Raw genomic sequence first — 10,934 nt, 5'->3', positions numbered from 1 at the left:
GCAAGAACATCAGCGCCGTCGACCACGTCGGCCTGGTGAAGAAGGACAACGGCGACGGCACGATCACCACGATCGAGGGCAACACCGGCAACGGCAAGGTCGAGGAGCGCATCCGGCCCGTGTCCCACGTGGCCGGCTACGGCTACCCCGAGTACAAGGCCGCCTGAGCACGTTCTCCGCACCCGTCATTCCTCCGGCGATCCGGTCAGGTCTTCCCTGACCGGATCGCCGTCGTCCGCGGCCCCGGTCAGGACCGCGTTTTGACCGGCCGTTGGCCTGCCCGGCGACGACCCCGGGGGAGATCCAGGGAGTGGAAGCGCGTGCGACATGACGACGGTCCCCTACCAGCAGGACCCGGCCAAGACCAGACGGTCGCCGCTCAGCGGGCGGCGGCTGCAACTCCGCCACGGTGAGGGCGACAAGCGGCACCTGACCAGCCTGCAAGGACTGTCGGCGCTGTCGCTGGACGCCCTCAGCTCGGTCGCCTACGGGCCGGAGGCCGCGGCGCTCGTCCTGGCCGGGGCCGGGGCCGCCGCCGTGGCGCTGACGCTGCCGATCACGATCGCCATCGCGGTCCTGCTGCTGATCCTCGTGTTCTCCTACAGGCAGGTCATCGCCGCCCACCCCGACGGCGGCGGGTCGTACGGGGTCGCGAAGGCGGAGCTGGGCCGCCGGGCGGGCCTGCTGGCCGCCGCGGCCCTGGTGGTGGACTACGTGCTGACCATCGCGGTCAGCCTCGCCGCCGCGGCCGCCAACCTGGCCTCGGCGTTCCCCGTCCTGCGACCGTACCTGGTGGAGACCTGCCTGGCCGGGGTGCTGCTGCTGACGGTCATCAACCTGTTCGGGGTGTCCGACAGCGCGCGGTTCCTCATGCTGCCCATGAGCCTGTTCGTGGTGTCCGTCCTCGGCGTCGTGGCGGTCGGCCTGGCGCGGTCCGGGCCCGCCGCCACCGTGGGGACGACGGAGCAGATCGTCGCCACCGAGGCGCTGACCGTGATGCTCATCCTGCGGGCCTTCTCCTCCGGATGCTCCTCGCTGACCGGGATCGAGGCCATCGCCAACGGCGTGCCCATGTTCCGCAAGCCCCGCGTCAAGCGCGCCCAGCACACCGAACTGATGCTCGGCGCGCTGCTCGCCACCATGCTCATCGGCCTGGCCGTGCTCATCCGCAGGGACCACGTGGTGCCCCGCGAGGGCGTGACCATCCTGGCCCAGCTCGTGGCCGGCTCGTACGGGACCGGCTGGGCGTTCTACGGCACCAACATCGTGGTCGCCCTCGGCCTGGGCCTGGCCGCCAACACCAGCTTCGGCGGCCTGCCGGTGCTGCTGAGTCTGCTGGCCAAGGACAGGCGGCTGCCCTCGCTGTTCGCGCTGCGCACCGAACGGCCCGTCTACCGGTACGGCGTCGCGGTGGCGGGCCTGCTGGCCGCCATCCTGCTGATCGCGGTGGACGGCGACCCCCAGCGGCTCATCCCCATGTTCGCCATCGGCGTCTTCATCGGTTTCACCATGAGCCAGGGCGGCATGGTCAAGCACTGGCACCGGCTGCGCCCGCCCCGCTGGCGCCGCGACATGCTGCTCAACGGGACCGGGGCGGTGCTCACCTGCGTGGCGGCCCTCGTGCTGCTGGTGTCGAAGTTCACCGAGGGCGCCTGGGCGGTCGCCATCGTCATCCCCTTGCTCATCCTCCTGTTCGCCCGGATCGAGCGTTACTACGGAGAGGTGGCGGCCGAGCTGGAGATCGGCGCCGTGCCGGCCAGGCCCGCGCGGCCGCCCGCCGCCGACCGTCCCGGCAAGAAGATCATCATCCCCGTCGGCGGGATCGACGCCGCGACGCAGCGGAGCGTGAGCGCCGCCATGGCCCTCGGCGGGGAGATCGTGCTCGTGTCGGTCTGCTTCACCGAGGAGTCACGGCGCGCGCTGCACGAAGCCTGGGACCGGTGGGATCCCGGAGTCCCGCTGGAGGTCATCGTCAACCCCGCCCGCACGGTGATCCACCCGCTGCTGGACTACATCCGCCAGGTGGACGAGTCGGGGAGCTGGACCGTCGTCCTCATCCCCATCCTGGAACCCCGGCACTTCCGCTACCGGTTCCTGCACAACCAGCGCGGCCTCCTGCTGGCCGCCGCCCTGCGGGAGCGGTCGGACGTGGTCGTCTGCCTCCTCCCGTTCCACCTCCGCCCGTGAACGGGTTACCGGCCGGTTCACAGGGCACGGGAAGCGCATGGTCGTCACCACCGAATCCCGCCGCTGGGTCGCGCTGCCGGTCTTCCTGGTGGCCGTGGCCCTGGTCGCCGTCATCGGGTCGCTGGCCGCGTCCGGCGCCGGGGCCGAGTATCTGGCACTGGAGCGTCCCGCCTGGGCGCCGCCGCAGTGGCTGTTCGGGCCCGTCTGGACGGTGCTGTACATCATGATCGCCGTGGCGGGCTGGCTCGCCTGGACGGCGCGCGGCTGGTCGCGGGCGCTGACCGCGTACGCGGTGCAGCTCGTGCTCAACGCCGCGTGGACCCCGTTGTTCTTCGCCGCGGGCTGGTACGGCGTGGCCTTCGCCGAGCTGTGCCTGCTGTGGATCGCCATCGTGGCGACCATCGTGCTGATGTGGCCGGTCAAGCGGGCGGCGGCGCTGCTGATGGCGCCCTATCTGGTCTGGGTGACCTACGCCGGCGCGCTCAACCTGGCCATCTGGCAGCTCAACTGATCCCGGTCCTTGGGCCGTCAGACGAACGCGCCGTGGCCGGTGATCGCCCGGCCGACGATCAGGCTGTTGATCTCGCGCGTCCCCTCGTACGAGTAGATGGCCTCGGAGTCGGCCACGAACCGGCCCATGCCGTAGTCGAGCACGATCCCGTTGCCGGCCATGATCTCCCGGCCCCAGCCGACCGCCTCGCGCATCCGGGCCGTGCAGTACGCCTTGGCCATGGCCGAGTGCTCGTCGCGGTAGACGCCCGCGTCCTGCAACTGCGCCAGCCGCACCACCATGCCGAGCGAGCTCGTGACGTTGCCCAGCATCCGCACCAGCAGGTCCTGGACGAGCTGGAACGCCGCGATCGGGCGGCCGAACTGCTCGCGCTCCCCGGCGTACTCCAGGGCCCGCTCGTAGGCGCCCATCATGCAGCCCACCGCCTGCCAGGCCACCCCGCCCCTGGTCTGCCGCAGGATCGTGGACGTGTCGCGGAAACCGCGGGCCCCGGCCAGCCGGTTGGCCTCGGGGACGCGGCAACCGGTCAGCGTGATGTCCGCGTTCTGGACCGTACGGAGGGCGATCTTGTTCTCGATCTTGGTGGCTTCGAAGCCGGGCGTGCCCTTCTCCACCACGAAGCCCTTCACCTGGCCGTCGGCCTCGTCCTTCGCCCAGACCACGGTCAGGTCGGCGAAGGTGGCGTTGCCGATCCAGCGCTTGGCGCCGTCGAGCACCCACGTGTCGCCCTCGCGCCTGGCCGTGGTGCGCAGCCCGGCGGCCACGTCGGAGCCGCCCTCCGGCTCGGTCAGCGCGAACGCGCCGATCTGCTCCATCGCGGCCATCCGCGGCAGCCACCGCTCGCGCTGCTCCTCCGAGCCGAGCCCGGCGATGCTGCCCATGGCCAGACCGCTGTGCACGCCGAAGAACGTCGCGATGGACGGATCCACCCGGTTCATCTCCAGCACGATGAAACCGGTCAGCAGGCTGCTCGCGCCCCGGTGCTGGAGCCCCGCCACGTCCAGCTTGGCCATCTCCGGCACCACGTGGTGCGGGAAGCTCGCCTTGGTCCAGGCCTCGTCCGCGATGGGCGCGATCTTCTCGGTCATGAAGTCGCGCACCCGCTGGACGATCTGCTTCTCCTCCTTGTCCAGCAGGTCGGCGTAGTCGTAGAAGTCGCCGTTCCGCACGCCGTCCCCTCTCACGCGCCCAGGTCCCTGGCCAGGGTGTCCAGACGGGCGGCGAGCGAGTCCAGGTCGTGGTCATCGGTCACGTGCCGCACCTCGCGGCGGCGGGCGAGCACCAGGCCGCCCTGCCGGTCGGCCTGCTCCTCCGGCATGACGACGCATTCTCCTCGTACGAGAACGAGAGCGGCGTCCTGGTCTTGCGTGTCGACGAGCTTGCGTACGGCGGCGCGGTCGATGAGTCGCATACGCCGCCGACTGCCCCGCCAGTCCCTTTCGAAACGGTCTCGGTAGATAGTCCAGCTCCATGAGGAAAGAGCGCTTGGTGCTGTACCGTCTGGAAGGTCCGGCATGATCCTTCCAACGGAAAGTCACGATGAGCGACAGCGATGCCGCCGAGTCGGCCTGGTCCAGGGTCGACACCACTGTCCCGCACTCCGCGCGGGTGTGGGACTTCCTGCTGGGCGGGAAGGACCACTTCCCCGTCGACCGCGAGGCCGGGGAGACCCTGCTGAGGCTGTTCCCCGACTTCGCCATGGTCGCCAGGCTGCAGCGGGAGTTCCTGGTCCGCGCGATCCGCTACTTGGCGGGCGAGGCCGGGATCCGGCAGTTCCTCGACATCGGCACCGGCCTGCCCACCGCCGGCAACACGCACGAGATCGCGCAGGGTATCGCCCGCGAGTCGCGGGTCGTGTACGTGGACAACGACCCGATCGTGCTGGCGCACGCCCGCGCGCTGCTCACCAGCGCGCCCGAGGGCGCCACCGACTATCTCGACGCGGACGTCCGCGACCCCGAGGCGATCCTGGCCGGGGCCGCCGCGACGCTCGACTTCAGCCGGCCCGTCGCGGTCATGATGCTGAGCATCGCCGGGCAGGTGACCGACGACGAAGACCCGCGCGGCATCGTCGACCGCCTGCTTGAGCCGCTCGCCCCCGGCAGCTACCTGGCGCTGAGCGACGGCACCAACACCAACCCCGCCCTCGTGGAAGCGGTCACCGGCTACAACAAGAACGCCCGCAACTCCTACCAGCTGCGCTCCCCCGACGAGATCGCGCGCTTCTTCACCGGCCTCGAACTGGTGGAGCCCGGCGTGGTGCCGACACCGGAATGGCGCCCCGCGCCGGACCGCTGGGACGAGCCGCCCACCGTGGTGAGCGCCGTCTGCGGAGTCGCCCGCAAGCCCTGACGTCACCGGACGACCCCGTCGAGCTGGAGATCGCCTTCACCATGGGGAAGGCGTAGGGCCAACTTCTGGCGATTACTTCCACAAGTGCGGGACGCGCCGCCGACGGTTCCGCTCTCCGGCTTCCTACTCTCCTGCTGACCGGTGAGTCGGGAGGCAGGAGACGCCATGTCGGGCAGCGACGTCCGCGGACTCCTGCAGCCCTTCCTGCTCCTGCTCATCTGCGAGCGGCCGGGTCACGGATATGACCTGATCGAGCGGCTGGCGCGCCTGGGGGCGGCCGACGCGGAGCCCGGCCAGGTCTACCGCGTGCTGCGCTCGCTCGAACGCGCGGGTCATCTGGCCTCCGCCTGGGTCGCCTCCGAGGCGGGGCCGGCGCGCAGGCGGTACGAGCTGACCACCGGCGGCATGGCCGAGCTGGAGGCGTGGATGGGCCGGTTGGCCGACGTCCGCCGGTTGCTGGAGACCTGCCTGAACAGGTGGACGCGGATCGCGCCGGAACCCGGCGGCTACGCGGTCCCGCGCGAGCAGGTGGCGGGACCGGAGAAGGAGGAGTGCCATGGGTGAGGACCCGGCGACGACCGCCGTGGCCGCCGCGTTCGAGCGGCGGACGGGACCGGCGGCCGCCATGGGGGAGGACGCGGACCGGATCGTCCGCGCCTGCCAGGAGATGGCGGAGCGCTTCCGGATGGGCGGCAAGCTGCTGGTCTTCGGCAACGGCGGTTCGGTGGCCGACGCCCAGCACGTCGCCGTCGAGTTCGCGCACCCGGTCATCGTGGGCAAGCCCGCGCTGCCGGCGATCTCGCTGACCACCGACATGGCCGTGGCCACGGGGATCGCGCTGACCGAGGGCCTGGACGGGATCTTCGCGGCGCAGCTCCGGCTGCTGGCGTCGCCATGCGACATCGCGCTCGGTCTCTCCACCGACGCGGGGTCCGCGAACGTGCGCGGCGGTCTCGCGGCGGCGCGCGAGCTGGGGCTGCTCACGGTGGCGCTCACCGGGGGCGAGGCGGGCGCCGAGGCGGACCACGTGCTGGCCGTCCGCTCCGCCGACCCGCTGATCGTCAAGGAGGTGCACGTGACGATGTACCACGTGCTCTGGGAGCTGGTGCACGTCTTCTACGAGCTGGAGGCGGCCCGATGACGGAGCCGTGCCGCGACGGGGTCTGCGTGACCTGCTCCGACGTCGCCGTGCCGGTGCGCGTCCTGCGGCTGCTGGAGGACGGGCTGGCCGTGGTGGAGACGGAGTCCGGGCCGGAGGAGGTCAGCGTGGCGCTGGTGGACGCGCGGCCCGGCGACATCGTGCTGGTGCACGCCAAGGAAGCCATCGCGGTCCGCCCGTACGGAGGAGAGACCCATGAGCACGGTCAGTGAGCCCGGCGGCATCGAGGCCCTCTACCCGTTCCTCGCCCCGGGACCGGTCGACCGGGAAGCGGTCCTCGCCGATCTGCGCGAGTCCACCCGGAGGAAGGCCGCGGAGATCGTCGAGCTGCGGCGGTCGCTGGTGGCCCTGCACGCGGAGCGTCTCGTGGCGTGCGCGCGGGAGATGGCGGCGGCGTTCGACGCGGGGGCGCGGCTGTTCGCCTTCGGCAACGGGGGCAGCAGCACGGACGCCCAGGCCGTCGTGCAGCTGTTCGCCCACCCTCCGAGCCCGGCGCGGGCGGTCGCGGCGGTGCCGCTCGCCCAGGACGTCGCGCTGCTCACGGCGCTGTCGAACGACGTCGGGTACGAGCTCGTGTTCGCCCGCCAGCTGGCCGCGCTCGGACGGCCCGGTGACGTGGCCATGGGGCTGTCGACCAGCGGCGGCTCGGCCAACGTGCTCAACGCCATGGGGGAGGCATCCCGGCGCGGCCTGCTGACCGTCGGGCTGGTCGGCTACGACGGCGGTCCGATGGCGCAGGACGGTCGCGTCGCGCACCTGTTCGTGGTCCCGTCGGTGTCGGTGCACCGCATCCAGGAGGCCCAGATCACGCTCTGCCACGTGCTGTGGGAGCTGGCCCAGCGGGCGCTGACCGGCGAGCTGTGACGTCCGTGCCGGGTACGGGGGCGCGCCGGATCCGGGTGCGGGTCGAGGGGCTGGTGCAGGGGGTGGGGTTCCGGCCGTTCGTGTGCGGGCTGGCCGGGGCGCACGGGTTGTCGGGGTTCGTGGGGAACGACCCCGGAGGGGTGTTCATCGAGGCCGAGGGCGAACCGCCGATGCTGGACGCCTTCACGGCCGGGCTGACCGGCCAGGCGCCGCCCCTCGCCCTGGTCGAACGCGTCTCCGTCGAACCCGCCGAGCCCCAGGGGGAGACCGGCTTCCACATCGTCCCCAGCCGCCGGGCCGGCGTGACGATCGGGCTTCGTGATCTGGCGGGTGGTGAGTTCGCGCTGGTCTCGGCGGATGTGGGGACGTGTGACGCCTGTCTGGGGGAGGTGCGCGATCCGGCCGACCGCCGTCATGGTTACGCGTTCGCGAACTGCACGGACTGCGGGCCTCGGTTCACCATCGTCAGCGGCGTGCCGTACGACCGGTGTGCCACGACGATGGCCGACTTCGCGATGTGCGCCGCGTGCGCACGGGAGTATCGGGATCCGCTCGACCGGCGCTTCCACGCGCAGCCGGTCTGCTGCCCGGCGTGCGGGCCGGCGCTGCGGGCGCTCGGCGCGGACGGGGGGCCGGTTCCCGGGGATCCGGTCGAGGTGGCGGCGCGGTGGCTGGAGGAGGGGCGGGTCGTGGCGGTCAAGGGGCTCGGCGGCTACCACCTCGCCGTCCTGGCCGCGCACGGGCCGGCCGTGGCCGTGCTCCGGGCCCGCAAGCGGCGTGAGAGCAGGCCGTTCGCCGTGATGGCGCGGGACGCGGCGGCGGCCGGGGAGCTGGTGCTTCTGGAGCCCGCGGCTGAGCGGCTGCTCACCGGCGTGCGCAGGCCGATCGTGCTGGCTCCGCGACGGCCCGGCGCGCCGGTGGCCGACGGCGTGGCGCCCGGTGGCCGCGACCTCGGGGTGATGCTGCCGTACACGCCGCTGCACCACCTGCTCGCCGACCGGCTGGCCGCGCCGTACGTGCTGACCAGCGGCAACCTGTCGGACGAGCCCATCGCGCACCGCGACGAGGACGCGCTGCGGCGGCTGCGCGGCGTGGCCGACGGGTTCCTCGTGCACGACCGGCGGATCCAGGTGCCCGCCGACGACTCGCTGGTACGGGTCTTCCGCGGGCGGGAGCTGGTCGTACGGCGATCCAGGGGGTACGCGCCGGCGCCCGTCGGCGTGCCCTGGCCCTTCCCCCGGCCGGTGCTGGCGTGCGGCGCCCAGCTGAAGAGCACCTTCTGCGTGGCCAGGGGCACCCGGGCCTTCCTGTCGCAGCACATCGGCGACCTGGAGAACTACGAGACCTTGCGCTCGTTCACCGAAGGCGTCGAGCATTTCTGCCGGCTCTTCGGGGTGCGCCCGGCGGTGGTGGCGCACGACCTGCACCCGGAGTACCTGTCGACGTCGTACGCGCTGGACCGGGAGGGCGTGGACCTGGTGGGCGTGCAGCACCATCACGCGCACATCGCCTCCTGCCTCGCCGAGCACGGCCACGCCGGTCCCGTCATCGGGGTGGCGTTCGACGGGCTCGGGCTGGGCGACGACGGCACGCTGTGGGGTGGTGAGCTGCTCGTCGCCGACCTCCTCTCCTACCGGCGGGCGGGGCACCTGGAGCCGGTGCCGATGCCGGGCGGCGCGGCGGCGGTCCGGCAGCCGTGGCGGATGGCGGCGGCCTGGCTCGACCGGGTCCACGGTGACGCGTCGCCCGTCCTGCCGGTGGTCGCCGGGCATCGCGAGCAGTGGCCGATGATCGTCGCGATGGCGCGGGCCGGGACGAACTCGCCGCCCACGTCCAGCGCGGGACGGCTCTTCGACGCGGTCGCGGCCCTCGCGGGCGTCCGCGACACGATCAGCTACGAGGGCCAGGCGGCGGCCGAACTGGAAGCCCGGGTGGACCCTGCCGAGCGAGGCGCGTACCCGGCGGGGCTGGTCGAGGGGGAGCGGGTGGTGATCGCTGGGGGCGACCTGGTCAGGGGGGTGGTCGAGGACGTCATGGGCGGGGTGGACGTGGGGCGGGTGGCGGCGCGGTTCCATCGGGGGCTGGCCGCGGTGGTCGTCCGGGCGGTGTGCGTGGTGGGTGAACGGGCCGGGCTGCGGACGGTGGCGCTGTCCGGTGGGGTCTTCCAGAACACCGTCCTGCTGGAGGCGGTGGTGTCCGGGCTGGAGGGGGAGCGGTTCGAGGTGCTGGTGCACTCACGCGTGCCGCCGGGCGACGGCGGGATCGCGCTGGGCCAGGCGGTCGTCGCCGCCGCGCACGACCGCCTGAGCCGGTAGGGGGCCCGATCCTGGGGTCGTTGGAGTACTGGCCGATTCTGTCCTAATATCCGGAGGTACGGCGGTGCTCTCCCGCCGAACCTCCAGAGCGGGTCCCCACGCGGCCCGCCGATCGCGGAGGCAAAGGGGACGCCACGAGCCTCGGGAGCCGCGCTCCGAACGGTCGACGCTCCATCACGGCCGCCACGGCCGCGGGCGTGGGCCGGGTCCTGGCGACGGCCGTGGGAAGAGCCGGACATGACCAGCAAGAAGCAGCTCAAGGCCCGCATCCGGGCCCGCATGGCCAAGACGGGGGAGAGCTACACCACCGCCCGCGCCCATGTCGCGGGCAGCGCCGAGACCGCCTCCGACGGCGGCTGGCGCTTCGCCGGCGGGCGGCACCCGTCCAGCGCGGCGATCACCTCCGTCCTGGTCAACCAGGGCGTGGCCGTCAGCGAGCCGCTCGTGTTCCTGGCGGGTGGCGGGATCGGCGCCGGCTACATCCTGTGGGAGTTCAAGCACGACCAGTCCCGTCACGTGGTCCTGGCCTTCCGCAACCAGTGGCAGTACCACGACCGCTGGATGGCCAAGACGCTCACCCGGCTGGGCGTCCCGTACGAGGAGCACCGCACGTCCGGCCTCCGCGCCGCGAGCGACCGGCTGACCGCCGAGCTGGACGCGGGACGGCCGTGCGTGGTCCTGCCCGACCGCTACCACACGGGCTACTGGCAGGTGCCCGCCTTCCTGGAGGGGCACGGCGGGCATCCGGTGGTCGCCTACCGGTACGACGCGGACGGGGTCTACCTGGACGATCGCGGGCAGGCGCCGATCCGCGTCCCGCGTGAGCGGTTCGACGCGGCGCGGGCCCGGGTGGGGTCGTACAAGAACGTCATGCACGTGCTGGGCGAGGCGAAGCTGACCGAGGCGGCGCTGGCCGAGGCCGCCCAGGAAGGGCTGCGCGACTGTGTCACGCACCTGTCGGCCACCTCAGACTCCTTCTCGCTGCCCGCCTGGCGCAAATGGGCCAGGCTGCTGGTCGACACCCGCAACGCCAAGGCGTGGCCGAAGGTGTTCGCCGACCGGCGCGCCCTGGCCGACGCCCTGCTGTCGATCTGGGAGGGGGCCGAGCCCGTGGGCATCGACGGCGGAAACCTCCGCGACCTGTTCGCCGACGCCCTCGACGAGGCCGCCGGCCTGCTCGACCGGCCGTCGCTGGCGGAGTCGGCCGGGCGGTTCAGGGAGATCCGGGCCCTGTGGCACGAGCTGGCGGAGGCGGCGCTGCCGTCGGAGGTGCCGGAGTTCGCCACGATCCGCGAGCTGACGGCGGCGATCAAGGAGAGCGTCATGGCGGACGGCACCGCGGGCGGTCCGCAGGCGGCTCAGGCGGCCGAGGAGCTGTGGGCGGCCCGCGCCGCGGCCAACGACTCCCTGTCCGCTCTAGCCGACACCGGCCCTCTGTTCGCCGGCCTCAGCTCCCGGCTGAGCACCATCTACGAGGCCGAGCGCACCGAGATCGCCCACCTCGCCCAGCGCCTCTGACGGCGCGAGCGCGGTGACCCGCCCGTAC

General features: G+C 72.7%; 11 protein-coding genes. 9 read left to right on the top strand and 2 right to left on the bottom strand.

The genetic code is table 11. The annotated features are described in order from the left end of the window. Window positions 1-327 precede the first annotated feature (327 nt). Window positions 328-2,187 carry an APC family permease gene (locus ABD999_RS43155; RefSeq protein ID WP_271278879.1) on the top strand — a complete coding sequence of 620 codons (1,860 nt, stop codon included), beginning with the start codon at window positions 328-330 and terminating at the stop codon, window positions 2,185-2,187. 37 nt (window positions 2,188-2,224) lie between these two features. Further along, entirely contained in the window at window positions 2,225-2,698 is a 474-nt protein-coding gene (locus ABD999_RS43150; RefSeq protein ID WP_271278880.1) for a TspO/MBR family protein, read from the top strand. 17 nt (window positions 2,699-2,715) lie between these two features. Here the strand turns inward: ABD999_RS43150 and ABD999_RS43145 are convergent, their stop codons facing one another. Then, a complete protein-coding gene (locus ABD999_RS43145; RefSeq protein WP_271278881.1) occupies window positions 2,716-3,882 on the bottom strand; it encodes an acyl-CoA dehydrogenase family protein in 1,167 nt (388 codons plus the stop codon). Beyond that, window positions 3,879-4,109, bottom strand: a complete 231-nt coding sequence (locus ABD999_RS43140; RefSeq protein ID WP_148035818.1) for a hypothetical protein — start codon at window positions 4,107-4,109, stop codon at window positions 3,879-3,881. The genes ABD999_RS43145 and ABD999_RS43140 overlap by 4 nt, the downstream gene beginning before the upstream one ends. Window positions 4,110-4,237: 128 nt before the next feature. Between ABD999_RS43140 and ABD999_RS43135 the strand changes: the two genes are divergently transcribed. From ABD999_RS43135 to ABD999_RS43105, 7 genes are all read left to right on the top strand, one after another. After that, window positions 4,238-5,050, top strand: a complete 813-nt coding sequence (locus tag ABD999_RS43135) for an SAM-dependent methyltransferase (RefSeq protein ID WP_148035817.1) — start codon at window positions 4,238-4,240, stop codon at window positions 5,048-5,050. A 165-nt stretch (window positions 5,051-5,215) separates the two neighbouring features. Continuing rightward, window positions 5,216-5,614, top strand: coding sequence for a PadR family transcriptional regulator (locus tag ABD999_RS43130; protein ID WP_271278882.1), 399 nt, complete (start codon window positions 5,216-5,218; stop codon window positions 5,612-5,614). Continuing rightward, complete coding sequence (locus ABD999_RS43125; RefSeq protein WP_148035815.1) at window positions 5,607-6,191, top strand: D-sedoheptulose-7-phosphate isomerase; 585 nt, start codon at window positions 5,607-5,609, stop codon at window positions 6,189-6,191. Before ABD999_RS43130 ends, ABD999_RS43125 begins: the two co-directional genes overlap by 8 nt. Continuing rightward, window positions 6,188-6,421, top strand: coding sequence for a HypC/HybG/HupF family hydrogenase formation chaperone (locus tag ABD999_RS43120; RefSeq protein ID WP_271278883.1), 234 nt, complete (start codon window positions 6,188-6,190; stop codon window positions 6,419-6,421). Before ABD999_RS43125 ends, ABD999_RS43120 begins: the two co-directional genes overlap by 4 nt. Continuing rightward, the gene (locus ABD999_RS43115) at window positions 6,405-7,073 is read left to right on the top strand and encodes a D-sedoheptulose-7-phosphate isomerase (RefSeq protein ID WP_219551577.1); all 669 of its coding nucleotides are present in this window, start codon (window positions 6,405-6,407) and stop codon (window positions 7,071-7,073) included. The genes ABD999_RS43120 and ABD999_RS43115 overlap by 17 nt, the downstream gene beginning before the upstream one ends. Then, a complete protein-coding gene (hypF, locus tag ABD999_RS43110; protein WP_271278884.1) occupies window positions 7,070-9,388 on the top strand; it encodes a carbamoyltransferase HypF in 2,319 nt (772 codons plus the stop codon). The genes ABD999_RS43115 and hypF overlap by 4 nt, the downstream gene beginning before the upstream one ends. A gap of 237 nt (window positions 9,389-9,625) precedes the next feature. Beyond that, window positions 9,626-10,906, top strand: a complete 1,281-nt coding sequence (locus ABD999_RS43105; RefSeq protein WP_271278885.1) for a BtrH N-terminal domain-containing protein — start codon at window positions 9,626-9,628, stop codon at window positions 10,904-10,906. Window positions 10,907-10,934 lie beyond the last annotated feature (28 nt).

The sequence above is a fragment of the Nonomuraea ferruginea genome, from assembly GCF_039540635.1.
In the GTDB taxonomy this organism is placed as follows: domain Bacteria; phylum Actinomycetota; class Actinomycetes; order Streptosporangiales; family Streptosporangiaceae; genus Nonomuraea; species Nonomuraea ferruginea.
This window is presented reverse-complemented; position numbering and strand designations above follow the sequence as displayed.